Annotated in this window: 24 protein-coding genes; 16 read left to right on the top strand and 8 right to left on the bottom strand. The window is 66.1% G+C overall.

Features of this window, described 5'->3' with window-relative positions:
* Window positions 1-45 precede the first annotated feature (45 nt).
* From MUN73_RS05655 to MUN73_RS05645, 3 genes are all read left to right on the top strand, one after another.
* Window positions 46-1,137 (top strand): CNNM domain-containing protein, encoded by a 1,092-nt coding sequence (locus tag MUN73_RS05655; protein WP_250139457.1) that lies wholly within the window; start codon window positions 46-48, stop codon window positions 1,135-1,137.
* 80 nt (window positions 1,138-1,217) lie between these two features.
* Window positions 1,218-2,093, top strand: coding sequence for a universal stress protein (locus tag MUN73_RS05650; RefSeq protein ID WP_250139456.1), 876 nt, complete (start codon window positions 1,218-1,220; stop codon window positions 2,091-2,093).
* Between the two features lie 75 nt (window positions 2,094-2,168).
* Window positions 2,169-2,966, top strand: a complete 798-nt coding sequence (locus tag MUN73_RS05645; RefSeq protein ID WP_250139455.1) for a ZIP family metal transporter — start codon at window positions 2,169-2,171, stop codon at window positions 2,964-2,966.
* A gap of 85 nt (window positions 2,967-3,051) precedes the next feature.
* Here the strand turns inward: MUN73_RS05645 and MUN73_RS05640 are convergent, their stop codons facing one another.
* The 4 genes from MUN73_RS05640 to MUN73_RS05625 all read right to left on the bottom strand — a co-directional run bounded on the left by MUN73_RS05640 (window position 3,052) and on the right by MUN73_RS05625 (window position 6,564).
* On the bottom strand, window positions 3,052-4,227 hold the full coding sequence (locus tag MUN73_RS05640; RefSeq protein WP_250139454.1) for an inorganic phosphate transporter: 1,176 nt from the start codon (window positions 4,225-4,227) through the stop codon (window positions 3,052-3,054).
* Window positions 4,228-4,257: 30 nt separating this feature from the next.
* Window positions 4,258-4,719 carry a YeeE/YedE family protein gene (locus MUN73_RS05635; RefSeq protein WP_382181595.1) on the bottom strand — a complete coding sequence of 154 codons (462 nt, stop codon included), beginning with the start codon at window positions 4,717-4,719 and terminating at the stop codon, window positions 4,258-4,260.
* 85 nt (window positions 4,720-4,804) lie between these two features.
* Window positions 4,805-5,362, bottom strand: coding sequence for a YeeE/YedE family protein (locus MUN73_RS05630; RefSeq protein WP_250139453.1), 558 nt, complete (start codon window positions 5,360-5,362; stop codon window positions 4,805-4,807).
* Window positions 5,363-5,370: 8 nt separating this feature from the next.
* Window positions 5,371-6,564 (bottom strand): MBL fold metallo-hydrolase, encoded by a 1,194-nt coding sequence (locus MUN73_RS05625; protein ID WP_250139452.1) that lies wholly within the window; start codon window positions 6,562-6,564, stop codon window positions 5,371-5,373.
* Window positions 6,565-6,809: 245 nt separating this feature from the next.
* Here MUN73_RS05625 and MUN73_RS05620 point away from each other — a divergent pair, with 245 nt between their 5' ends.
* From MUN73_RS05620 to MUN73_RS05595, 6 genes are all read left to right on the top strand, one after another.
* Window positions 6,810-7,055, top strand: a complete 246-nt coding sequence (locus tag MUN73_RS05620; RefSeq protein ID WP_250139451.1) for a sulfurtransferase TusA family protein — start codon at window positions 6,810-6,812, stop codon at window positions 7,053-7,055.
* A 1-nt stretch (window position 7,056) separates the two neighbouring features.
* Entirely contained in the window at window positions 7,057-7,644 is a 588-nt protein-coding gene (locus MUN73_RS05615) for a DsrE/DsrF/DrsH-like family protein (protein ID WP_250139450.1), read from the top strand.
* A 3-nt stretch (window positions 7,645-7,647) separates the two neighbouring features.
* A complete protein-coding gene (gene ddfA / locus MUN73_RS05610) occupies window positions 7,648-7,905 on the top strand; it encodes a DdfA family disk-determining factor (RefSeq protein WP_250139449.1) in 258 nt (85 codons plus the stop codon).
* Between the two features lie 157 nt (window positions 7,906-8,062).
* The gene (locus MUN73_RS05605; RefSeq protein ID WP_250139448.1) at window positions 8,063-9,412 is read left to right on the top strand and encodes an FAD-dependent oxidoreductase; all 1,350 of its coding nucleotides are present in this window, start codon (window positions 8,063-8,065) and stop codon (window positions 9,410-9,412) included.
* A gap of 139 nt (window positions 9,413-9,551) precedes the next feature.
* Window positions 9,552-11,279 carry a cation:proton antiporter gene (locus MUN73_RS05600; RefSeq protein ID WP_250139447.1) on the top strand — a complete coding sequence of 576 codons (1,728 nt, stop codon included), beginning with the start codon at window positions 9,552-9,554 and terminating at the stop codon, window positions 11,277-11,279.
* Window positions 11,280-11,467: 188 nt separating this feature from the next.
* Window positions 11,468-12,220, top strand: coding sequence for a TraB domain-containing protein (locus tag MUN73_RS05595; protein WP_250139446.1), 753 nt, complete (start codon window positions 11,468-11,470; stop codon window positions 12,218-12,220).
* A gap of 31 nt (window positions 12,221-12,251) precedes the next feature.
* Here MUN73_RS05595 and MUN73_RS05590 read toward each other — a convergent pair whose 3' ends face one another.
* A complete protein-coding gene (locus MUN73_RS05590) occupies window positions 12,252-12,650 on the bottom strand; it encodes a DUF3006 domain-containing protein (protein WP_250139445.1) in 399 nt (132 codons plus the stop codon).
* A 776-nt stretch (window positions 12,651-13,426) separates the two neighbouring features.
* Between MUN73_RS05590 and rdfA the strand changes: the two genes are divergently transcribed.
* Window positions 13,427-14,059: a rod-determining factor RdfA gene (gene rdfA, locus MUN73_RS05585; protein ID WP_250139444.1), complete on the top strand. Its 633-nt coding sequence runs from the start codon at window positions 13,427-13,429 to the stop codon at window positions 14,057-14,059.
* Window positions 14,060-14,127: 68 nt separating this feature from the next.
* Window positions 14,128-16,092, top strand: a complete 1,965-nt coding sequence (locus MUN73_RS05580; RefSeq protein WP_250139443.1) for an archaea-specific SMC-related protein — start codon at window positions 14,128-14,130, stop codon at window positions 16,090-16,092.
* A gap of 152 nt (window positions 16,093-16,244) precedes the next feature.
* On the opposite strand, the gene MUN73_RS05575 is transcribed toward MUN73_RS05580, so the two are convergent.
* Both MUN73_RS05575 and MUN73_RS05570 read right to left on the bottom strand, forming a co-directional pair.
* The gene (locus MUN73_RS05575; protein ID WP_250139442.1) at window positions 16,245-17,009 is read right to left on the bottom strand and encodes an IclR family transcriptional regulator; all 765 of its coding nucleotides are present in this window, start codon (window positions 17,007-17,009) and stop codon (window positions 16,245-16,247) included.
* Between the two features lie 175 nt (window positions 17,010-17,184).
* Window positions 17,185-18,348 carry an acyl-CoA dehydrogenase family protein gene (locus tag MUN73_RS05570; protein WP_250139441.1) on the bottom strand — a complete coding sequence of 388 codons (1,164 nt, stop codon included), beginning with the start codon at window positions 18,346-18,348 and terminating at the stop codon, window positions 17,185-17,187.
* Between the two features lie 225 nt (window positions 18,349-18,573).
* On the opposite strand from MUN73_RS05570, the gene MUN73_RS05565 reads away from it, so the two are divergent.
* From MUN73_RS05565 to MUN73_RS05545, 5 genes are all read left to right on the top strand, one after another.
* A complete protein-coding gene (locus tag MUN73_RS05565; protein ID WP_250139440.1) occupies window positions 18,574-19,713 on the top strand; it encodes an acyl-CoA dehydrogenase family protein in 1,140 nt (379 codons plus the stop codon).
* 63 nt (window positions 19,714-19,776) lie between these two features.
* Window positions 19,777-20,667 (top strand): 3-hydroxyacyl-CoA dehydrogenase family protein, encoded by an 891-nt coding sequence (locus tag MUN73_RS05560; RefSeq protein WP_250139439.1) that lies wholly within the window; start codon window positions 19,777-19,779, stop codon window positions 20,665-20,667.
* A complete protein-coding gene (locus MUN73_RS05555; protein ID WP_250139438.1) occupies window positions 20,660-21,466 on the top strand; it encodes an enoyl-CoA hydratase/isomerase family protein in 807 nt (268 codons plus the stop codon). Before MUN73_RS05560 ends, MUN73_RS05555 begins: the two co-directional genes overlap by 8 nt.
* 544 nt (window positions 21,467-22,010) lie before the next feature.
* Window positions 22,011-22,205, top strand: coding sequence for a DUF8027 family protein (locus tag MUN73_RS05550; protein WP_250139437.1), 195 nt, complete (start codon window positions 22,011-22,013; stop codon window positions 22,203-22,205).
* A 68-nt stretch (window positions 22,206-22,273) separates the two neighbouring features.
* The gene (locus MUN73_RS05545) at window positions 22,274-23,143 is read left to right on the top strand and encodes an amidohydrolase family protein (RefSeq protein ID WP_250139436.1); all 870 of its coding nucleotides are present in this window, start codon (window positions 22,274-22,276) and stop codon (window positions 23,141-23,143) included.
* Window positions 23,144-23,481: 338 nt separating this feature from the next.
* Here the strand turns inward: MUN73_RS05545 and MUN73_RS05540 are convergent, their stop codons facing one another.
* The gene (locus MUN73_RS05540) at window positions 23,482-24,249 is read right to left on the bottom strand and encodes an IclR family transcriptional regulator (protein ID WP_250139435.1); all 768 of its coding nucleotides are present in this window, start codon (window positions 24,247-24,249) and stop codon (window positions 23,482-23,484) included.
* Window positions 24,250-24,386 lie beyond the last annotated feature (137 nt).

Raw genomic sequence — 24,386 nt, 5'->3', positions numbered from 1 at the left:
GCCGGACCGATACAAAGTTACACTCTCCGTCGAACTATTTCACCAATGAACGGGTTCGAGATCTCACTCCGCCTCCTCGCCGGGATCGCGCTCATCCTCGCGAACGGGTTCTTCGTCGCGATCGAGTTCGCGCTCACTCGCGTGCGGCAGTACCCGGAGTCGGCGTTCGACGAGCCGGGACTCCGCCGGGCGTGGGAGATGACCGACGACCTCGAGATCTACCTCACCAGCTGTCAGGTCGGGATCAGCGCGACGAGCATCGCCGTCGGCATCATCGCCGAACCGGCCCTCGCCTCGATCGTCGAACCCGTCTTCCAGAACACGGCGCTCGCGTCCGCGGGTGCAGGGGCCGTCTTCGCGTTCGTCGTCATCAACCTCCTCCACCTCACCCACGGCGAGCAGACGCCCACCTACCTCGGCGTCGAGCGGACGAAGTTCGTCGCCCGGTACGGGGCCACGCCGCTGTACTGGTTCGCGGCGCTTCTCAGGCCCGTGATCTGGTTCGGCGACGCCGTCGCGAAGTGGACGCTCCGGCGGTTCGGCGTCGAGATGACCGGGGCGTGGCTCGAGACCGAGACGGAGATCATCGAGTCACGTGCCGATCTCCGGAAGAAACTCGGGTCGGTCCTCGAACAGGGCGACCTCCCCAGAGAGCGCCGAGAGGAGATCCTCAACGCGTTCGTCGTCGGTGAGGAACCGGTCACGGACGCCATGACCGACGTCGAGGACGTACAGTTCCTCTCGACGCGGGCGTCGGTCGAGGAGAACCTCGATCGGATCGGCTCGAGCCCGCACACGCGCTTCCCGCTGATCGACGACGTGCCCGAGGAGTTCGTCGGCATCGTCTACGTCCCAACGGTCGTCGACCGGATCGACGACCTGCGGAGCGGCACGGTGTCGTTCGCGGACCTCGCGACGCCGCCGGTGACGATGCCCGCCGAGACGCCGGTCAGCGACGCGATCGACCAGCTGCAGGCCGAACGCCAGGAACTCGCGCTCGTCGACGACGACGGCGATATCGTCGGGCTGCTGACGGCCACCGACGCCCTCGAAGCGCTGGTCGGCGAGTTCGAGGACCCGCTGGACGGGGACGAACTCCTGTCCGTGGACCGGCGGAACGCCAGCGAAGTGACGTGACCTGGTCGCCGTCCTCGGCGAGAGGGAACGCCGTCCGACGGACGAATAGACGTATGCCGGTTCCGGACGAACGGGCACCCATGTACGAGTTTCTCCTCGTCCCCGTCGACGGCAGCGAATCGTCGATCGCCGCGCTCGATCACGCCCTCGACGTCGCCGCCGATCACGGGGCGACCGTCCAGTTGCTCTACGTCGCCGACACGAACAAACCCAGTCTCGTCCGGTACGAGGGGAACGTCGTCGACGTGTTAGAGGAGGAGGGCGAGGAGATCCTTTCGGACGCCCGGGACCGGGCCAAAGAACGGGGCGTTCCCGTCGTCGACGACGTCGTCCAGGGCCAGCCGCGATCGGCGATCGTCGACGCCGCCGCCGAGGGGCCCGTCGACCTCGTGGTCATGGGCACGCACGGCCACCGCGGCCTCAAGGAGTACGTCCTCGGGAGCGTCGCGGAAGGCGTCGTCAACGAAAGCGAGCCGCCGGTCCTGGCGGTCCGCACCGAGGACGCGACGCGATATCCCTACGAGAACGTGCTCGTGCCCACCGACGGGAGCGACCACGCGCGGACGGCACTGCGATACGGCGCCGAGATCGCGGCCCGCCACGACGCGACGTTGCACCTGCTGTCCGTCGTCGACGAACCGACGCTGGGGCTGGCCGTCGGCTCGACGCCGACGGCCGATCGGCTCGAGGAACAGGCACGCGAGGTCCTCGAGGAGGCGACGTCGGTCGCGACGAACGCGGGGGTCGACGACGTCGAGACGGCGATCGAGTTCGGATCGGTGTCGCGGGAGATCACGTCGGTTGCGGACGCGGCCGACGTCGACCTCGTCGTCATGGGAACCCACGGACGCACCGGACTCGACCAGCACCTGCTCGGATCAGTCACGGAGCGGGTCCTCCGGACGGCCCCGGTTCCCGTCCTGACGACGAACTCGGCGGACGCCGGCGGGGACTGATCGCGGAATTCGAACCCCCGGGTGGCGCCGCTTTCGCTGACGATTTATACCGCCGGTTCGACAGGTGAGGTACGGATGGCCTTTCTCGAGAATCTCGCGATCGTGTTCGTCGCGGGGTTCGTCACGGCGCTGGCGACCGGGATCGGGGCGCTCCCGTTTTTCTTCTTCGACGAGATCAGCGATCGCGGCAACGTCGTCCTCTGGGGGCTCGCGTCGGGGATCATGGTCTCGGCGTCGGTGTTCGGACTCATCGACGAGGGACTGGCCGAGGGGACCCCGATCGAGATCGCCGTCGGGATGGCCGTCGGCGTCCTGCTCGTCGTCGTCGCCCACGACGTCCTGATGGACGCCGACATCGATCCGCAGGAGTACGAGGAAGCCGACTTCAAGAAACTCGTGCTCATCCTGGGGATCCTGACCGTCCACAGCTTTCCCGAGGGGATCGCCGTCGGCGTCTCGTTCGCCGACCTCGGCCTCGAGGGCGGGGTGGCGATCCTGGGTGCGACCGTCCCCGTGCTGGCGATCTTCATGACGATCGCGATCTCGATCCACAACGTGCCGGAGGGGACCGCGATCTCGATCCCCCTGAAGGCGATGGGCGTCGCCCGGTGGAAGATGGTCTGGTGGGCGGTGTTCTCGAGTTTGCCGCAGCCGATCGGAGCCGTCATCGCGTTCGCGTTCGTCCGGATCGCCCGGGAGTTGCTCCCCTACGGCTTCGGCTTCGCCGCCGGAGCGATGATCTACCTCGTGCTCAGCGAGTTCATTCCCGAGGCGCTGGACGTCGGCGATCGGCTCCCGAACGGCGGCAAGCCGGAACTCGCGGCGGGGATACTCCTCGGCGTGCTGGTGATGGTGCCGCTCAATTTCGTCTGATACGGATTGCTGTAACGATGTACCGGCGCGACCGCCGCCCGGATCGCGGTTGCGCCGGAAATGACGTACAGTAAACGTATGAGGATCAGAACCCGTCGACGAGCCACATCGAGCCGTAGCCGAGGCCGAACGCGAGGACGAACGACCCGATCCAGGCGACGACGGTGATCCCCAGTTTCCGGGGGCTGACCCCTGCGCCGCCGCCGACGGCGAGGCCGCTCCCGATGATCGCGCTCACGATGATCTCGTTGAACGAGACCGGGACCCCCAGCAGGACCGCCGTCTGGGCGATGAGAAACGAGGGAACGAGCGTCGCGATCGATCGGCGCGGGCCGAGCGAGGCGTACTCCTGGGAGATCGACTTGATCATCCGCGGTGCGCCGGTCCAGGAGCCGACCAGAATCCCGAGGCCACCCCCGAGCAGGATCGCGATCGGCGACACCATCGACAGGTTCTCGAACAGCGGGAGCAGCGGGCCGACGGCGAGGCCGACCTGGCTCGCCCCCGCGGAGAAGGCCACGAGGCCCCCGAGCGCGAGGAGGAAGCGTCGCAGTCCCCCCGCCTGATCGCGGGCGATGTCCCAGCGGACGACCAGCGCGGCGAGCGCCCCGAGGCCGAGCGAGACCGCGGCGGTCGCCACGACGCCGTCGATCGGCACGACGGTGCTTCCGGCGGTCGCGAGGGTCCCGCCGACCGACGAGAGGAACGCGAACTCGAGGTTCGCGACGACGGCGCCGACGAGCGCCGCGAGCAGCGGAACGCTGACCCGTTCGGGGACGTCCGGGCGCGGAAGCACGCTCGCGATCCCGTACGCGATCGCGCCGCCGACGAAGGGCGTGAGGACCCACAGGGCACCGATCTCGGCGTACTTCGACCAGGCCGGCTGGCCGCCGATCGCGAACCCGACGCCGATCACCGACCCGGTCACGGTGAACGCGGTCGCGATCGGATACCCCGTGTAGATGCCGATCGCCATCAGTCCCGCGCCGATCAGGAGGACCACGATGACCGCGGTGGGCGGGAGGCTGACGCCGAGGACGAGGTCGCGGCCGACGGCTTCGGAGACGCTCGCACCCTGGGTCACCGCGCCGACGAAGCCGAGAATCCCGACGATAAACGCCGCGCGCATCGTCGAGATCGCGTTCGCGCCGACGGCCGGGGCGAAGGGGGTCGCACCGCTCGATCCGGCACCGATCACCCAGGCCATAAAGAGGCTGGCGAGGGCGGCGAAGCTGAACAGGAGTATCGTCGTGATGTCCATCAGTAGTGTACGAAGAGACTGGAAACTGCGCTAATCAGCACCCGCTGCGGGCGTTTCTGACGCGGCACGGTGGCTGCGCCAGCGACCCTGGATGTATGCGCCGACGAACATGCCGCCGAGCGCCCACAGGATGGTGACGTTGCCGACACCGAGGCTGGCGTAGGCGGCTCCGGGACAGATCCCCGAGAGGCCCCAGCCGACGCCGAATATCGCCCCGCCGACCAGGACGTTCCGGTCGAAGGGCTTCAGCCGGCGCTCGTACCGGTCGCCGGTCAGCGGCGCGCTGTCGCGGATTCGGGGCATCACCGCGAAGGCGATCCCGGAGACGATCGCCGCGCCGAACATGACGAACAGCAGCCCGAAGTCGTCGAACTGGAGGAAGTTCAGCACGACCTCCGGCCGCGCCATGTGGCTGAACCCGAGACCGAACCCGAAGATCAGGCCGCCGACGAGGATCAGCGGCATGAACAGGGGATGTCGGTCCTGGCTCACGGGTCGTCACCTCCCCGTTCGCCGTTCGCGGTTCGCTTCGCTCTCCGCTCACCGAACCGAGATTCTCGTGCGAGAATCTCGCTCATTACGGACTCACCCCCAGGGCCGCGACGATCTGGGCGGTCGCGATGGCGACGAGCAGGAACGTCACCACGCCGGCGATCGAGGTCTTCGACGCCGAGCCGACGCCGCAGACCCCGTGGCCGGACGTACACCCTTTCCCGATCCGGGTACCGATCCCGACCAGGACGCCGCCCAGGAACAGCCGCCAGGGCTGGACCTCGGTCAGCCAGAGCGTCACGCCGCCGACCTCGTACAGTTCGCCGGTCGTCCCGGGCTGGTAGAGCGACGTCGTGATCACTCCGGACTGCACCGTCGCCGCGAACGCCAGTGCGCCGAGGATGATCCCGAGTGTGAACACGACGCGCCAGTCACGGGACGAGACGTACCGCTGGAACCGCGACTGGTCCGAGACGTACGACAGCGTGGACTCGAGGAACGTGCTCGCTCCCGCCGGGATGCCGGTCCCGACGTAGATGACGACCGTACCGAGGCCGACGAGCATTCCGCCGACAGCGTAGCGACTGATCCCGTTGGGGAACAGCTCGGCGGCCAGCTGAAGCGGTACCGGATCAGCTACCATCGGTCGGATTAGTCACCCGCGAGCGATTCCTGGCTGGCGGCGCAGTTGTTCGGGCCGAGTTCGAGTTCGAACGCCTCGTCGTCGTCGGCCTCCTGCTGTCCGAGGTTCGTCGGGATGATGTCCTCGTAGTTGGCCGGCCGGGGCGGCATGTCCGAGAGGATCAGCTCGACGAACGCGTCCTCGTCCATCGTCAGCGCGTCCATCTCCTCGACGAGCTGGCCGATCGGTGCCGTGTAGGTGCCGTCCTCGGCGGGCTCGGCGGCGTCGCTGAAGTGCGCGCCCCCGATGAGGGTGTCGTCGGGCAGGGTCAGCACGCGCTCCTGGAGCGACTCGTAGAGCTGGGCGGCGGCCTCCGGCGCGCCGTCGTCGCCCTCTTCGAGGTCGGGGCGGGCGACGCTCTCGACGAACAGGCCGTCGCCGGTCGCGAGCAGCGAGTCGTCGATCAGGTACGAGGTCATCCCGGAGGTGTGGCCGGGCGTGTACACCGTCTCGATGGTGGCGTCGCCGACCTGGAACTCGTCGCCGTCGTCGGCCAGCGTCACGTCGTCGGCGTAGGTGACCCCGCGATCGACCGACGCCTCGGGGATGACGCCCTCGACGCCGACGGCGTCGAGCGCGCGAACACCCGAGATGTGGTCGGCGTGAATGTGCGTGTCGATCGCGTACTTCAGGTCGACGCCGAGGTCGTCGGCGTCGTTGAGGTAGCGATCGGTGAACGCGCGCAGGGGGTCGATCACGGCGGCCTCGTCGTCGTCGTAGACGAGGTAGCCGAGACAGCCGCTCGAGGGGCGCTGGTACTGGAGCAGCGTGCCAGCGCCGTCGTAGCGCTCGACCTCGACGGCCTCGTAGATACGCGCCCAGCCGTTCATCCCGTCTTCGAGGTGGTGCACGTCGTAGTCACGCTCGGCGAGGGTGCCGGCGACGTACTCGCTGGCACCGCCTTTCGCACAGAGGACGGTGATCTCGCGGTCCTCGGGAATCTTCTGGAGGACCTGTGCGTCGATGTCGTCCTCGAGGAACTCGAAGTACGGAACGTTGATCGACTCGACGTTCTCCCCGTCGATTCGCCACTCGTCGTAGTCCGATTCCATTCGCGCGTCGAGGATCGTGACCTCCTCGCCCGCGTCGATGCGTCCTTTCAGTTCGTCCGGCGTCACCGATTCGACTTCGACGTCCGGCGTCGGAAAGTCCATGTCGTCCATGTTGTACACTCATCCGTACCGGCCGCTCGCACTTAAGGGTTTGCATAGTTATTCACTTACTGCACAATATAACCGCGATCGGCCAGCCGAGGATATATCCAGTGCGCACGCGTATAGGGAGACAGTACAGTAATATACGCTATCCCGACGAACAGCGGCTATTCACATCGGCCACAATAATCGATATCCTTTTATGCCCGTAGCCAATATTGTACGATAGCTCCAATACAGAGCACATCGAAAACATGAGTTCGAAATACGACACCACGGAGACGCTCGACGTGAAAGGACAGTCGTGCCCGATGCCCATCGTGAAGACCAAGCAGGCGATCGACGATCTCGGCGAGGGCGACGTCCTCGAAGTCGTCGCGACCGACTCGGGCAGCATGAGCGACATTCAGGGCTGGGCCGAGGGTACCGACGGCGTCGAACTCCTCGACCAGGTCGAGGACGGCGACCTCTACACCCACTACGTGAAGAAAACGGCATAAGATGAGTACGGACAACCCCACGACACCGATCGACGCCGACGGCGAGATCGACCCCGACGAGCTCCAGGCGCTGTACGAGCGCGTCGACGAACTCGAGGAGTCGCTCGCCGACCTCGACGAGGGCGACGACCAAAAAAAGATGACGATCGTCGCGACCCAGGGCAGTTTCGACATGGCGTACCCGCCGCTGATCCTCGCGAGCACGGCGGCCGCCTTCGGCTGGGACGTCGTCGTCTTCCACACCTTCTGGGGCCTGGACATCCTCCACGAGGAGAAGTCCCAGAACCTCAAGCTCTCCGCCGTCGGCAACCCGAACATGCCGATGCCGAACGCGCTCGCCGCGCTCCCCGGCATGGACTCGATGGCCACGAAGATGATGCAGAAGAAGATCGACGAGAACGGCACTGCGACCATCGAGGAACTGATCGACCTCTCGCTGGAGAGCGGCGTCGACCTGCAGGCCTGCCAGATGACGATCGAGCTGATGGACTACGACGAGGACGACTTCTACGACGGCGTGACGACCGGCGTCGGCGCGGCCACTGCGCTTCAGCACATGGCCGAATCCGACATTCAGCTCCTGGTGTAATCCATGCTCGACAAGGGACGTACCGATCCGCCGCGATCCGCCGACAGTCCGAGTCTGCGGGTCGTCGAGGCGGTCGCCGACGCGGACGGCGTCGATCCGACCGACGTAGAACCGCCGCTCCACGACGCCGTCGACGCGGCCGCACTCGATCGGCTGTTCGAGTCGACCGCGCGAGCCACCCCGCGAACCGGCCGCGTCTCGTTCAGCTACCGCGGCTACGACGTGACGGTCCACGCGGACGGTCGCGTCGAACTCGAGTAAGTACCGCGCACTTTTCCCGTCGACCGCCGGGCGAGAGCCGCCGGTCCGCGATCGACCCATCCCGGTTCCGTCCCGCGACCGCCGGTCACGTGACGAGAATTCCCAGTATTGGGGAACCTGAGAAATACTTTATTGACTCGCGCCCCTAGCGGGGTGTATGACAGATCCGTTCGTCGTCGTCGGCGGTGACGCTGCCGGGATGAGTGCCGCGAGCAAGGCAAAGCGCGAGGATCCAGACCTCGACGTGATCGTCTTCGAGAAGGGCGAGTGGGTCTCCTACGCGGCCTGTGGCATGCCCTACTACGTGAAGGGGACCGTCGAGGACCTCGACGACCTCGTGGCCGTGACCCCCGAGGAGTTCCGCGAGGAACGCGACGTCGACCTCCGGACCGGCCACGAGGTCGTCGCGATCGATCCCGAGGCGAAGACCGTGACCGTCGAGGCCGACGGCGATCGGTTCGAACAGCCCTACGGTTCGCTCCTGATCGGCACCGGCGCTCGCGCCGTGACGCCGCCGTTCGACGGGTTCGACCTGGAGGGCGTGTTCACCCTCCGGAGCATGGACGAGGCCGACGCGATCGAGGACTACGTCGACGCCCGTGACCCCGAGACGGCGGCGATCGTCGGCGGCGGCTACGTCGGCGTCGAGATGGCCGAGGCGCTCACCGAGCGCGGCCTCGACGTCTCCATTTTCGAGATGCTTCCGCAGACGCTCCAGCCGTTCGGCGAGGAGACCGCGCGGGTCGTCGAGGACCACCTCCGCGACCGGGGCGTCGAGTTGCACCTCGAGACGGCAGTCCAGGGGTTCGCCGGCGGCGACGAGGTCGAGGCAGTTACGCTCGAAGACGAGTCGGTACCGGCCGACGTCGTCATCGTCGGCGTCGGCGTCGCGCCGAACGTCGAACTCGCCGAAGAAGCGGGGATCGAACTCGGACCGACCGGCGCCATCGCGACCGACGAGTACGGCCGCACCAACTACGAGGACGTCTACGCCGCGGGCGACTGCGCCGAGGCGACGAACGTCGTGACCGGCGAACCGGACCACGTCCCGCTGGCGCTGACCGCCAACCGGGCCGGCCGGGCGATCGGCTCCACCGTCACGGGCGATCCGACGGAGACCGGCGGCACGGCCGGCACGGCGATCGTCAAGGCGTTCGACCTCGGTGCGGCCCGGACCGGCGTGATCGACCCCGAGAGCGCCCGCGAGGCCGGCTTCGATCCCGTCTCCGTGACGATCGAGGCACCCACGCGGCCGCACTACTACCCCGGCGCGACCGAACTCACCGTGACGCTGGTCGCCGATCGCGAGAGCGAGCGCGTCCTCGGCGCGAGTATCGTCGGGCGGGACGGCGCGAAGCGGATCGACACGGTCGCGACCGCCGTGACCGCGGACCTGACCGTACCGGAACTCCAGGATCTCGACCTCGCCTACGCGCCGCCGTTTAGCCCCGTCTGGGACCCGATCCTCACCGCGGCGAAGGTACTCGCCGGCAAACTCGAGGACTGAACCGCTCGGTCGGGATCGATCCGTTCTCGCCCCCGATCCTTCCCGACCTCGTTTCTCACCGGGCCGTCGACTCACCGGCGTCTCGCTCTCTCTGAAACCCGTGGTGGCGTTAACTGGCCGGGCGGTGTAGCCGCCCGCGATGAGCGCCCTCGAGACCGTCCTCGTCGAACTCGTCGTCATCCTGCTGATCGCGGCCACTGTCGGCGTCGCCCTCGCGAGGCGCGCGAACATTCCCTACACGATCGCGTTGCTCCTCGTCGGCGTCGGCGCGTCGGCGATCGGACTCTCCCACACGATCGGCCTCACCCGGGACCTCATTCTCCTCGTCGTCCTTCCCGCGTTGCTGTTCCAGGGTGGCGCGAACGTCGACCTGCAGCGCCTGCGGAGGAACCTCCTCCCGGTCGTGCTGCTGGCCGGCCCTGGACTCGTCCTCTCGATCCTTCTGCTCGGCGCGATCGGCCGATACGCGTTCGGCTACCCCGTGCTCGTCTCCCTGCTGTTCGCGACGATGATCCTGCCGACGGACGCGGTCTCGGTGGTCGCGGTGTTCGAAGACCTCGGCGCGCCGAAGCGGCTCTCGACCGTCGTCGAGAGCGAGAGCCTGCTCAACGACGGGGTAGGCGTCGCCCTCTTTACGACGATCCTCGCGGTCGTCGTCGAGGCCACCCGGCGAGGGGGCTCGCCCGCAGCGTTGACGTCCGCCACGGACCTCGCTCGAACCGTCGGGTTCGAACTGCTGATCGCGAGCGTCGGGGGGTTCCTGGTCGGCGTCGCGGCCGGCCACCTCGTCTACCGAGCGATGGTCGTGGCAGACGACGCGATGCTCGGCGTCAGCCTCACCGTCGTCCTGGCCTACGGGTCGTACCTCCTCGCGGACGCACTGGGCGCGAGCGGGGCCATCGCAGTCGTCGTCGCCGGCCTGTTCATCGGCGATCGCGGCGAGACGGAGGCGCTCGACCCCCAGACGCGGATCACCGTCGCCACGACGTGGAGCGCCGTCGCCTTCCTGTTCAACACCCTCCTGTTCGTGCTCATCGGCCTCGAGACGCCGATCGAGGCCTTCGTCGACAGCGCCGCCCTCGTGGCGATCGCGTTCGTCCTCGTCGTGCTCGCCCGGGCCGCCGTCGTCTATCCGCTCGTCTCGGCCGCCAACGGCTGGCTCGATGAGTCGATCGCTCGCCCATCCCAGCACCTGATCGCCTGGAGCGGCCTCCACGCCTCGATCCCCATCGCGCTGGTCCTCGGCTTGCCGACCGACCTGCCGGTCGCCCTGCGCGAGGAACTCCGCGCACTGGTCTTTGGCGTGGCCGCGCTCAGTCTCCTCGTCCAGGGGCTGACGATCGGCCCGCTGCTCGATCGCCTCGGACTCGTCCAGCGATCGCCGCCCGAGGAGGTCTATCGCCTCCTGACGGCCCGGCTTCGAGGCGTCGACGCCGCCATCGCGACCGCGAGCGAACTGCACCGGAGCGAAGAGCTCCCACAGGACCTCTACGTCGAGTTCTGCGAAACGTACGGGCGGGAGAAGAACCGCCTCGAAACGGCGATCTCGCAACTCCTCGATCGCTACCCGTCCGTCCGTCGACGGGCGGAACTCGCGGGTGAACGACGCGTCCTGGAGAGCGAGAAGGACGCGGTCATGGCGGCGATCAAGGCGGGCGTCGTCGAAGGACGTGACGCCGATCGTCTCCTCGAAACGGTAGACGAACGGCTCGAGCGCGTCGACGCCGGTGAGAGCGACGTGCGCCGACTCGAAGAGACCGCGTTCCGGGAGTTCTGGACGGACGCGATCGACGCGTACGACCTCGACGTCGATCGGCCCTGGCGGGACGACGAGGACGGGGCGGCGACCGGTCCCGAAGAGACGTGAGACGAGCGGGCCGCCCGCCGGGGAGTTCGCGGTCGATCGATCGGGGGCAAACTGGCATCCAGTGGCTGCCATAGTAGCCGCTGAAAGTCACTGCACACCCGATCGCACCGATATCCTGCGATCGGTGTGGAAATCGTTTCAGTGGCGACTATAGCTTCATACCCGTCGGCGGTGAACGAACCGATCGAATGACCCAAACTGGCACCCTCACGTTCGTCCCGAGCGTCCACTTCTCGCCGACCCACCGGAGACGGGTCCGCGAGACGATTCGCGAGGTCGACCCCGACGTCGTCGCCGTCGAACTCGACGCGCGACGCTTCGAACGACTCGATCGGAACGGGCGGTCGACACCGTTCGACCTGGCCCAGGAACTGCCGCCACCGACCGCGGCCGCGTACGCGACGCTGCGGGCCCTCCAGCGAACCGTCGTCCGACTGTACGGGCTCGACCCCACGAAGACCGATATGGAGACCGCGATCGAAACCGCCGCGGAACTGGACGCCGACGTCGCGCTGATCGACGATCCGCTAGTGGACACGCTCGACGCGCTCGGACGGCGCGTGGGGATCGAGACGCTGCCGAAGATGCTGGTCCGCGCACAGCTGATGAGTCCCGAGGACTACGCCAGAGGGGTCGAGGCGATGACGACGTCGTTCGCGGACGTCGAGCACGGCGACGACGTCCAGCCGATGATCGACCACGTTCGACGGCTCCTGCCGGAAGTCGCCGAGGTGCTGATCGACCGCCGGGACCGATCGATGGCGGCCCGCCTCCACCGGCTTCGCAGCGAGGGCCACGACGTCGTCGCCGTCGTCGGTGCGGGCCACCACAACGGGATCCGGCGGGTACTCGAGGACCTCGAACGCGAATCCGCCGATCCCGACGTGGTCGTGCCGATCGAGACGCCCTCGCGATCGGTGACGCGGATCCCGATCGACTGATCGGCAGTATCGGGGCCGTGGTGTCACGTCCTCAGGAGCCCCCGCCCGGGTCGGGAGCCACGGGGATACCGTCGGAGTCTGCGGGCTCACCGGGCCGTTCCGGGAGGTGCTGATACGTGCAGAGATCGCCGTCTTTGACGACGACGTGCAGGACATCGCCCTCCTCGACGTCGGGCATCTCCGACGCCGGTTCGACGTGTTGGTCGACGAGCTTTCCCTCCTCCTCGAGCAGGAGGACCACGTGTCTGCCGTCGACGATCCGATCGACGACGGCGACGTACCGCTCCGCGGCGGTCGATTCGTCGTCGTCGGTCGTCCGATCGGAATCCGTGCGCGCGCCGACGCTCGTCGTGGCGATCATCGTCGCGCAGGCCGAAGCGCCGAGCGTTCGAACGATCGATCGTCGAGTCATCGGGGTGAGTGCTGGCATACTCCGTCTGGCCGCGTCATTACTTATAAACTCGCGGCTGAGAAGGACGATGAGTGATCGATCGAACCGGAGCGTGGTCGATCGAACGGGCCGAGAGACGGGAGAAGCACTCGACCGGAACCATAATTGTATGACTTCATATATACCTTTGAAAGCGAGAGGTTATAGAAACATCGAGAGCAAGGGATCGGGGTCGATCCGTGATCGAACGGGCCGGTCCGGAGACGCATCCGGTGTGATCCAGAGGGCCTGATCGCCAGTACTGCGGAACGGACGGCCGGATTCGGGCCCTCAGGAATCGATCCTCGAATGCCCAGGTCGAGATCCACGTTCGTACCGAAGTCGAACGTGCGTAGCAGGGAAACGTCGTACGTCGAATTCGATCGCATTCAGTGCCATAACAGCTGGAATCTCCGAATCCCCGGATCGGGGTTCGCAAACGGCGAAGGCTATCGGCCCACTCTCCTCCCAAACCATTCTTGTTCTGATTTGTTTCGTTATTTATATGGGTATTGGTAAGATGACTCGCGGTGTTCGATCGACGCGCTCCCGGCGAGGTCGGTGGTCGCGGAAGAGAACAGGGCTATCGCACAATCGGAGCGGAAGACGATCGAACCGGTCGGAGGGAGACGATCGGAGCGGAAAATTGCACCGACGGCGCGACGACCGACGGGAGTCTGCGGCGCTATTGTCGACGAAAATCTGTTACAATCATATGTCTGTAAACAGTTGTCATTCCGGTACGTTTTTGCGATCGGATACCCAACGGGAGGACAGTGACCGAATCATCCACATCCCGATCGGCGGACGAGTCGTGCGGCTGCAAACTCGGCCGAGTGGCGGCGGCGTACGATCTCGCGGGGCTCGACGACGACCTCGTCGCGTCCTGGACCGGCACCGGCGACGAACAGTACAGCACCCGGGAACTGGCGACGCGGGTAAACCAGCGCGTTCTCGAGGCGGCACTCGACGAGGCCGGCGTGGCGCTCAAGGACGGCGAAGTCGAGAACACGTATCGGCTGCTCACCGACGACGACGTCACCAGCGGGACGCGCGTCCAGACCCGGAACGAACTCGAGCGCGAGGGGGTCCCGATCGAGGACGTCGAGTCGGACTTCGTCTCCCACCAGACCGTCTACAATCACCTGACGGACTGTCTCGAGGCGTCACTCGAGGAACCCGACGACGAGGAACGCCTCGAGCGGGCCACGGAGAAACTCGGCGCGCTCCAGAACCGAACTGCGGTGGTGACGGAGGATACGATCGCACAACTCGAACGCAACGACGTCGTCGACATCGGAGAGTTCGACGTACTCGTCTCCGTCACGGTGACCTGCCAGGAGTGCCAGCAACAGTACACGGTCAGGGAACTGCTCGACGAACGGGGCTGTGGCTGTGATCGCACGTGAGTGACCCGCGCCCGACCCCAGCATTGAAAGTGGAAATACATATTTAGGAGGAACCGAAAGAAGACTCCATGGAATCCAGTTTTGACTCGGAACAGCGGCGGATGCCGAACCAGGCGACCCTCTCCGTCGACAACATCGGCGGCATCGACGAGACGGAGGTCACGTTCCAGCAGGGCGTCACCGTACTCTCGGGGCGGAACGCGACGAACCGAACGTCGCTGCTCCAGGGGATCATGGCGGCGCTCGGCAGCGATCGGGTAAGCCTCAAAGCCGACGCCGACGAGGGCGGGGCCACGCTCTCGTTCGGCGACGAGACGTACCACCGATCGCTCCAGCGGGGCGGCGGGACGGTCGTCACCGACGGCGACCCGTACCTCGACGATCCGGAACTCGCCGACCTGTTCGCGTTCCTGCTCGAGTCGAACGAGGCGCGCCGGGCAGTCGCGCGGGGGGACGATCTCCGGGAACTGATCATGCGGCCGGTCGACACGGAGGCGATCACGGCCGAGATCGAACAGTACGAGCAGCGCAAACGGGACATCGACGATCGACTCGCGGAACTGGACGACCTCGAGAATCGGCTGCCCGACCTCGAGGCGAAACGGACGCGGGTGGTCGACGAGATCGATCGACTCCAGGACGAACTCGAGACGGCACAGGCGGCGCTCGAGGACGCGAACGTCGACGTCGAGGAGCGACGCGCCGACCAGTCGGAACTCGAGGAGCGACTCGACGAATTGCGCGAGACCCGATCGGAACTCGAGCGGACCAGAGACCGGGTCGAGACGGAACGCGAGAGTATCGAGGCGCTCGAGACCGAGCGAGCGGAGGTCGAGGAACGACTCGACGAACTCTCGACCGGCGAAGAGACGGAGCTCGATCGACTCGAGGCCGAGATCGACGTCCTCCAGGACGAGAAGGCCGAGTTGAGCGAGGAAATCTCGCAGCTCCAGAGCACCATCCAGTTCAACGAACAGCTCTTGGAGGAGTCCACCGAGATCCTCGGTGGTGGCGAGGCGACCGACAGCGGACCGGTCACCGACCAGTTGCTTCCCGACGACGACTCCGAGACGATCACCTGCTGGACCTGTGGGTCGTCGGTCGCCCGGGACCAGATCGAAACCACCATCGAACAGCTCCGGAGCGCGCGACAGGACCGCCTTGAGGAGCGATCCGACGTCAGCGCCGAACTCGACGAGAAACGATCGACGCTCGACGAGATCAACGAGAACCGGTCGGCGTACCGTCGGGCCGAGCGTCGCCTCGAATCGATCGACGACGAGATCGGGCGCCGCCGCGACCGGATCGACGAGCTGACGGCCGAGCGCGAGGCGTTGACCGACGAGATCGACGACCTCGAGGCGACGATCGACGACCTCGAGACCGAGGACTACGGCGACGTCCTCGAGCAACACCGGGAGGTCAACCAGCTCGAGTTCGAACTCGAGCGCAAAGAGCGCGAGCGCGACGAGATCGACGACGAGATCGCGTCGATCGAGGACCAGCTCGACGAGCGCGACCGCCTCGAAGCCGAACAGGAGGACATCAGGGAGGCGCTGACGGAACTCCGGACCCGCATCGACCAGATCGAGGCCGACGCGGTCGAGGCGTTCAACGAACACATGGAGAACCTCCTCGATACGCTCGAGTACGACAACCTCGATCGGATCTGGATCGATCGGACGACCCGCGAGGTGCGGGAGGGGCGTCGCAAAGTCTCGAAGTCCACGTTCGACCTGAAGATCGTCCGCAGTACCGACGACGGGGCGGCCTACGAGGACTCGATCGACCACCTGAGCGAGAGCGAGCGGGAGGTGACGGGGCTGGTGTTCGCACTCGCGGGCTATCTCGTCCACGACGTCTACGAGACGGTCCCGTTCATGCTGCTCGACTCGCTCGAGGCGATCGACTCCGCGCGGATCGCGACCGTCGTCGACTACTTCGAGGAGTACGCCCCCTTCCTCGTCGTGGCACTGCTCGAGGAGGACGCCCAAGCGATCGAGGGCGACCACGGCGTGATCTCGGAGATCTGAGGTCGCGGGAGTCCGTTTCGATCCCCGTCGGTTCTTCTGCTGTCGTCCGACACCCCCGCCGTTTCACATAGCGGGACGCGAGAGCGTCCACAGCGGTCCCCCATCGTCCTCGCACGAATTACCGTGCAGACCCGTGCGTCGAGATGGACTGGCTACCCGTACGCGAGCGTCACCGTGATCTCGCCGGCCTTGTCCCGAAGTCGATCGACGAGATCGGTACGCACGTACTCGTCTTTGAACCGGCTCGTCGGGCCGAACGTCCCCAGCGCGCCGAGCAGTTCGTCGTCCGGCGTGTAGACCGGGACGGCGACCCCACGGAGGCCGTTCATGTACTCCTGGTCGTTGACTGCGTACCCCTGGTCGCGGATCCGATCGAGTTCGTCGGCGAGCGCGTCGGGGTCCGTGATGGTCCGCGACGTGTGTCGGTCGAGGCCCTTCTCCGCGAGGAGGCGATCGATCTTCTCGTCGTCCCACTCCGCGAGAACGACCTTGCCCGAGGCCAGCGAGTGGAGCGGGCGGCGTTTTCCGATCAACGACTCCGAACGGCGCCCGTACCGGTGGAGGTAGACCCCTTCGAGCGCTTCCTCGACGAGGAACAGCGCCCGCTCGTCGATTTCCTGCCCGAGTTCGAACACCGCCCGTTTCGCGGCCGTGTATCCCGCCTCGCGGTTTCGCGTCTGCTCGCCGATCTCGAGCAGTCGAAGCCCGATGTAGTAGTCGTCGTCGCGCTCGATCACGTACCCCATGTCGACGAGCGTCCGCACGTGCCGGTAGACGGTACTCTTGGACAGGTCCGTCCGCCGCGTAATCTCGGCGAGCGAGAGCCCCGCCTCCGCTTTGAGCGTCTCGAGGATCGCGAACGTCTTCCGGGTCGTCGCGACGCCCGTTCCGCCCGCCGGATTCCGGTCCGAGGTCATAGCGGGTCGTCGTCGGGAACCGCAATCAATGTTCCGGAGAGTGAAACGAGTGTCGTGCGACGCGGGATAGCCGGCGATTCCCGGGACCGAGACGAGGAGTTTGTTTCACTATGTGAAACGAGAGGAGTCGGCAGAAGAGTCGATCACGGTGTCGCCGGCCTCCAGAACCGGGCCGCTACTGGTAGGCCTGGAGCCCGGTCAGGTCCTCGCCGAGGATCAGCGTGTGGATGTCGTGGGTCCCCTCGTAGGTGTAGACCGTCTCCATGTTCGCCATGTGGCGCATCGGCGAGTAGTCCGTCGTGATGCCGTTCCCGCCGAGCATCTCGCGGGCGACCCGCGACTGGTCGCGGGCCATCCGGACGTTGTTGCGCTTGGCCATCGAGACGTGCTGTGGCCGCATGTCGCCGCGTTCCTTGAGTTCGGCGAGCCGGTAGGTCAGCAACTGGGCCAGCGTGATCTGGGTCGCCATCTCCGCGAGTTTCTCCTGTTGCAGCTGGAACCGGCCGATCGGGCCGCCGAACTGCTCGCGATCCTGGGCGTACTGGCGGGCCGCCTCGAAGGCGTCTCGCGCGGCGCCGACGGCACCCCACGCGATGCCGTAGCGGGCCTGCGTGAGACAGGAGAGCGGCCCCTTCATGCCCGTGACGCCCGGCAGGACGTTCTCCTCGGGGACGTACACATTGTTCAGCCCGATTTCGCCCGTGATCGACGCCCGGAGGGAGAGCTTCTCGGTGATCTTGTTCGTCGTGACGCCGTCCCGATCGGTCTCGACCAGGAAGCCCCGGACCGGTTCGCCCTCGGCCGAGCGATCGCGCGCCCAGACGATCGCGACGTCGGCGATCGGCGCGTTCGTGATCCAGGTCTTCGAGCCGTTGAGGACGTAGCCGTCGCCGTCGCGTTCGGCGCGGGTCTCCATCGCGGAGGGGTTCGAACCGTGTTCGGGTTCGGTGAGGCCGAAGCAACCGATCGCCTCACCCTCGCCCATGGCCGGCAGCCACTCCTCCTTCTGGGCCTCGCTCCCGTAGGCGTGGATCGGGTACATCACGAGCGCGCCCTGCACGGAGGCCATCGATCGCAGCCCCGAGTCGCCCGCCTCGAGTTCCTGCATCAGGAGCCCGTAGGCCGTCTCCGAGACGTTCGGCGAGCCGTAGCCCTCGAGATTGGGGGCGTAGAACCCGAGTTCGCCCATCTTCGGGATGAGCTCTTTCGGGAACGTACCAGCCTCGAAGTGGTCGCCGATGTCGGGTTTGACGTGTTCCGCGACGAACTCCCGGGCCGTATCCCGGATCAACCGCTCCTCCTGGTCGAGATCGGCTTCGAGTTGAACGAAATCCAGCATACGCTAGTAGTACGGAATTGGCGGTATAGAGATTGCGGTCCGTCGCCGGCGAGGGTACTCGAGCGGGCCGTCCACCGATTGCGTTCCGACGCATCACACCGCACATCGTATTACATCGTTCAGATATTGTATCCAGGTGTCAACAGTGGATTCTCATGCCCACCAGAAGCTTACAACGTTTGGAAATACCGAAGCTATTTTGTGACTGCCGATCGATCGTCGCGTATGGCCTTTCGCCTGTCAGACGAGCACCGGGCGATCCGCGACGCCGTGCGCGAGTTCGGCGAGAACGAGATCGTCCCGGTCGCGGAAGAACACGACCGGGAGGGAACGTATCCCGAAGCCCTCCGGAAGAAGGCGGCCGAGTACGACTTCGTCGCGCCGAACATCCCGATCGAGTACGACGGGGCCGGGATGGACAAACTCGCCTCGACGATCGTCACCGAGGAACTCTGGCGTGCGGACCCGGGAATCGGCTCCGCGGTGGGGTCGGCCGGCTTCGGGACGGACATGATCGTCGAGTTCGGCGACGGGTGGATGAAAGAGCGGTGGCTCCCCAGGATCGCCAACGGGGAGTCGGCCTCCTGTTCGATGATCTCAGAGCCGGCACACGGCTCGAACGTGGCGGGAATCGAGACGGTTGCGGAAAAAGACGGCGACGAGTACGTTCTCAACGGGAACAAGATGTGGATCACGAACGGCACCGTCGCCGACGTCGGCGTCGCGATGGCCAAGACCAGCCCCGGCGAGGGCCACCGCGGCATCACCGCGTTCCTCGTTCCGATGGACGCCGACGGCGTCAGCACCGAAAAGATCGACAACAAACTCGGCATCCGCGCCTCCGACCTCGCGGAGGTCATTCTCGACGGCGTCCACGTCCCCGCGGAGAACGTCATCGGTGAGGTCGACCAGGGCTTCTACCAGCTGATGGAGTTCTTCGCTTCCGGCCGAACGAGCGTCGCCGCCCAGGCGGTCGGTGCCGCACAGGGCGCGCTCGACGCCGCGCTCGTGTACGCACAGGAGCGCGAACAGTTCGACCAGCCGATCGCCGAGTTCCAGGCGATCCAGCACAAACTCGCCGAGATGGCGACGAACGTCGAGGCCGCTCGATCGCTGACCTACCGGGCCGCGACCCAGGTCGAGGAGGGCAACCAGGAAATCGCCGCCCGGTTCTCGAGCATGGCGAAGCTGTTCGCGAGCGAGCACGCGGTCGACGTCGCCGACGAGGCGATCCAGGTCCACGGCGGTGCCGGATACGTGACGGACTACCCGGCCGAACGCTACTACCGCGACGCCCGCATCACGAAGATCTACGAGGGCACCAGCGAGATCCAGAAGAACATCATCGCCGATCAACTCCTGTAGCCAGCCGGGCCCAGGAGTATCGGAATGGGAACGTTTTTGAGACGTACTGGAGAGAATTCACACATGCAGATCGCAGTTCTCGGCGCCGGGAGCATGGGACACGGAATCGCACAGGTGTCCGCGATGGCGGGCCACGAGGTCGTCCTGCGGGACATCGAGGAGACGCTCGTCGAGGACGGCCTCGACGGCATCCGGGAGAACCTGCAGGGCGGCGTCGACCGGGACAAAGTGACCGAGAGCGAGATGCAGGCGACCATCGATCGGATCGAGGGAACGACCGACCTCGCGGACGCGGTCGCCGACGCCGACCTCGTGGTCGAGGCGGTTCCCGAAGACATGGACCTCAAAAAGGAGGTCTTCGCGGACGTCGAGGACGCCACGGACGAGGAGACGGTGATCGCCTCGAACACCTCCTCGCTCTCCGTGACGGAGATGGCGAGCGCGCTCGATCGCCCCGAGCGCGCGGTCGGCCTCCACTTCTTCAACCCGCCGCACGTGATGGACCTCGTCGAGGTCGTGATCGCCGAGCAGACCGACGATCGCACCGAAGCGTTCGCGATCGAGTACGTCCGGGGGATCGAGAAGGAGGACGTCGTCGTCCGCGACAGCGCCGGCTTCGCCACCTCGCGACTCGGCCTCGCGACGGGACTCGAGGCGATCCGGATGGTCGAAGAAGGCGTCGCCAGCCCCGCGGACATCGACGAGGCGATGTCGCTCGGCTACGGCCACCCGATGGGACCGATCGAACTCACGGATCACGTGGGACTGGACGTGCGGCTACACATCGCCGAACACCTCCGCGAGGAACTGGGCGAGCGGTTCAGGCCACCACAGATGCTCCGACGCAAAGTCCGGGCGGGCAAACTCGGGAAGAAGACCGGCGAGGGGTTCTACGTCTGGGAGGACGGCGAACGCGTCGGCACGAGCGGCGACTGGGGTGGTGCCGATGAGTAAGCTCGAAGACGAGTACGACACGCTCGGCGTCGCGGTCGGCGAACGTGCCGAGCGGGTCGCGACGATCGCGATCGAGCGCCCGGACGCCCGGAACGCGCTCAACGGACAGGTCCGGACCGAACTGAAAGACGCCGTGAACGCCGCCGACGCGGACGACGACGTGCGCGTGCTCGTGCTCACCGGCGGCGAGGGTTCGGGTGCGTTCGTCGCCGGGGCCGACGTGACCGAGTTCCAGGACCGCGGCCCCGTCGAACAGCGTCGGGCCAGCGAGCGGCCGCGGGTCTACGAGACCGTCGACGACGCGACGATTCCGGTCGTCGCCCGGATCAACGGCCACGCGCTAGGCGGCGGCTGTGAACTCGCACAGGCCTGCGACGTCCGGATCGCCGAAGCTGGTGCGAAACTCGGCCAGCCGGAGATCAACCTGGGGCTGATCCCCGGCGGCGGCGGCACCCAGCGACTCACCCGACTCGTCGGCGAGGGACAGGCGATGCGGCTGATCCTCTCCGGCGAACTGATCGACGCCGCGGAGGCGAGGGAGATCGGCCTCGTCGACGCGGTCTACGAGGAGGACGAACTCGACGACGGCGTCTACGACCTCGCGCGTTCGATGGCCGAAAAGAGCCCGATCGCGCTCGAGTTCGCCAAGAAAGCCGTCAAAGCCGGGTCCCGGATGGGGCTCGAGGAGGGCCTCGAGTACGAGGCCGAACTGTTCGTCCAGTTGTTCGCGACCGCGGACAAAGACGAGGGGATCGAGGCGTTCCTGGAGGGTCGCGACCCGGAATTCGCCGGCGAGTGACGGTGCGCAACGCTCCGATTTGCGTCTCGGTCGGCCGATCGCCGGACGCCCTCGTCCCGATGGCATGCGACAGGTCGCCACGGGAATATCTAAACTGACAGGTTCTCGAATGTGATCAGTGACTAACTCGTTCGACTCCAATCTGCCAACTACACCGTCAGCCCCCATATCGGCCCGAATCGGCCCGAACCGACCAGTGAGTGGCCACTGTCGACTATCGATCGGCAAAGATAGTGTCGTCCCTCGGCACATATTCAACGATGATGCGCTGGACAGGCAAGAGGAAGATAGCCAGACTTGCGTCCCCTCAGAGGAGTCCCATATGGCCTTCTGAAGAGTACTGTCCTGGAATCTTCTATTTTTACACATATCTCACATTTCTATGATGGTTGTTTGATATTAGTCCGATTCGAGCAGACGATCGGACGATCGAGATCGGGAGCACGTGCGACCGTCGGGATGGGAACGCGGTCGGAGACGACTGCACGGGACCTCTCCCGCGCCCCCTGTGACGTATAAGGAGGTGAACGACGTAGCACCGACTATGCCGATTCCCGGCTACGATCCGGACGACCTCGACGATGCGCTGGAGGCGGCGGTCGACGACGAGGACCTCGAAGACGCGTTGACCGACGAGCAGTGGGAGGCTTACCGGCGCGACGACGCCGCACTGGTCGACGTACTCGACGAGGCGGAGATCGAACGACTGCTCGACCGCCGATCGGACTCGACCGACTGATCCCGCGGGCGGCATCCGATCCCGCTGGTGAGAAAAAATACATATAGCACCGCGACCTCGCGTACGGTATGGGTTTGCCTGACGTTCTCGACGAGCCGCGGGCGATCGATACGCACGCACACCAGCCGACCAGCGAGTTCCTCCACGACGCGGGGGGCGAGATGATGCAGGACGCGGCCGATCGGTTCGGCGCCGACCTCGAGACGGACACGTACGACAACATGATCGCGGAGTACCGCGAGGCCGGCGTCGATCGGGCCGTCCTGCTCGGGTGGGACGCGGAGACGAACACGGGGAATCCCCCGGTGCCGAACGACTACGTCGCCGAGGTGCGCGACGAGTACGACGACTTCTTCGTGGGCTTCGGCTCGGTCGATCCGCTCAAGGACGACTGCGTCGAGGAAGCGATCCGGTGCGTCGAGGACCTCGACCTCTCCGGGTTCAAGTTCCAGCAGATCGCCCAGGGGTTCGATCCGTCCGACCCCGAGCACGAGGAACTGTGGGCGACGATCGAGGACCTCGGCGTCCCGGTCGTGTTCCACGGCGGCAACTCGACGCTCGGGGCCTGCTCGCCGGGTGGCCGCGGGCTAAAGATCAAGTACGGGAATCCGATGCTGATCGACGACGTGGCCGCCGACCACCCCGACCTGCAGATCCTGATCGCACATCCGGCCTACCCCTGGGAGAAAGAGCAACTCGCGATTTGCCAGCAGAAGGGTAACGTCTACATGGACCTCTCGGGCTGGATGCCCCGGTACATCGACGATCAGGTGCTCCACTACGCGAAATCGCTCCTCTCGGACAAGGTCATGTTCGGCACCGACTACCCGATGCTCGAACCGGAGCCGTGGCTCGAGCAGTTCGCCGAACTCGACTTCGACGAGGAGACCCAGCGCAAGATCCTCTGGGAGAACGCCACGGAATTCCTCGACCTGTAACGGGCCGTCGATCGGCCGGTCGTCGACCGGCCGACGGTCCGCGGACGTCGTTCGAATTATTCGAACGACGCCGGTCGCTCGAACGCTCCTGTATTACAGACATACGGCTGTAACACAATTGGCTCGAACCCCGACCTTCCGCGCACCTGTGAACGCTCCTGTCACCCGGAACTGAGAGTCGAGACGTACCGACAGCGCGGACGAGAACGGTTGAATGGAAGGGGATCCGGGAGCGATCGGAACGAACACGTGACGCGTCGATCCCGACGGCCCACACGTTCGTTCGAGCTACTCGAACGCCGGGCGCTTCGACGGGTCGAGAGGAGACGGCGAGCGGATCAGGAGTGGGCGAGGTTGATCTCGACCTCGTTGGTCGCGCCGAGCAGGAGGTCGGGCAGTTCGTCGGTCAACAGGTCGCCGCGGAGTCGGTTGGCCGGCCCGGCGACGCTGATCGCGCCGACGGCGACCCCCGACTGGTCCCTGATCGGCGCGCCGACCGCGTGCACGCCGACGACCGACTCCTCCCGGTTGAAGGCGTAGCCCCGATCGCGCACCGTCGCGAGCTCCTCGCGCAGTTCATCCCGATCGGTGATCGTCCGATCGGTCTGTGCGGCGAGGCCGTACTGGTCGAGGACGTCGTCGATCCGGTCCGCGGGGAGGTGTGCCAGGATGGCCTTGCCCGCGGCGAACTGGTGGAGGGGCGTCCGCTGGCCGATCCGGGCGTGGGTCTTGACGGAGTGACGACCCTCCGCCCCGTAGATGTGGACACCCATGCCGTGTTCCTCGATCACGGCCCAGACCTTTTCGTCCGTTTCTGCGGCCAACTCGTCCACTTTCGGCTTGACGACCGGGAACAGCGTGTGCTCGTTGCGGACGTGAACGCCGTAGTCGAGGAACCAGGTGCTGATCCGGTAGGTGTCGCCCTCCTGGACGAGCAACCCGCGGGATTCGAGCGTCTTCACGTGTCGGTGGACGGTGCTCTTCGCCAGCCCCAGTTCGTCGGCGATCGCAGTAATCCCGGCGCCGTCGGTTCGTTTGAGCAACTCGATGACGTCGAAGGCCGTGTCGACGGTTTCGACCGGCCTGTGTGCCGAGTCCCGTGCCATGGATCGATGGTCACACCGCACTGTCAAAAATGTTGTTCCCGCTATTCGAACAGATGGTGATTTCGTTCGAAACACTGGAACGGACCCCCGTCCGCCACCCGTCCGCGCGAACGCCGGTCGACGGGTCGGAACTGCGA

Origin of the sequence: Halosolutus amylolyticus (assembly GCF_023566055.1) — an archaeon.
GTDB lineage: Archaea > Halobacteriota > Halobacteria > Halobacteriales > Natrialbaceae > Halosolutus > Halosolutus amylolyticus.
This window is presented reverse-complemented; position numbering and strand designations above follow the sequence as displayed.